The sequence below is a fragment of the Pseudomonas sp. B7(2017) genome, from assembly GCF_002112745.1.
GTDB classification, from domain to species: domain Bacteria; phylum Pseudomonadota; class Gammaproteobacteria; order Pseudomonadales; family Pseudomonadaceae; genus Aquipseudomonas; species Aquipseudomonas ekonensis.
This window is the reverse complement of sequence record NZ_NEIP01000051.1, coordinates 1-509: the sequence shown is the minus strand read 5'-3', so window position 1 is coordinate 509 and position 509 is coordinate 1. Positions and strand designations below refer to the sequence as shown.

The window sequence follows — 509 nt, the reverse complement described above, 5'->3', positions numbered from 1 at the left end:
CGGCACGTTCACCATCACCGCGCTGGACGGCGTCACCACGCTGACCGTGGGCGGCATCGCCGTGGTCACCAACGGCGTGGCGGCTGGCTTCCCGCAATCGGTCACCACACCGCTGGGCAGTACCTTGACCATCACTGGGTTCAACGCCGCGACCGGCGTCGTGAGCTACAGCTACACCTTGGTCGACAACGAGGCGCACCCGACCGCCAATGGCGCCAACAACCTGCCCGAGCAATTCGCCGTCACGGTGGTGGACGACAACGGCACGACGGCCAACGCGACCCTCGATGTGAACATCATCGACGACCTGCCGAAGGGCGTTAACGACTCCAACGCCAGCACCGCGTCGGAAACCAATCTGACGTTGACGGGCAACGTCCTGACCAACGACGTGCAAGGCGCCGACCGCGTACCGACCGGCCCCAACGCCGGCCCGATCACGGCAGGTACTTTCACCGGGACTTACGGCACCTTGGTGCTCAATGCCAACGGCACCTACACCTACACCC

1 protein-coding gene is annotated in these 509 nt (G+C 65.0%); it reads left to right on the top strand.

What is annotated here, in order from left to right; all coding sequences use genetic code 11:
- A partial coding sequence (locus tag CAG29_RS28045) for a hypothetical protein (RefSeq protein ID WP_139831543.1) occupies window positions 1-509 on the top strand: 509 nt, incomplete at both ends.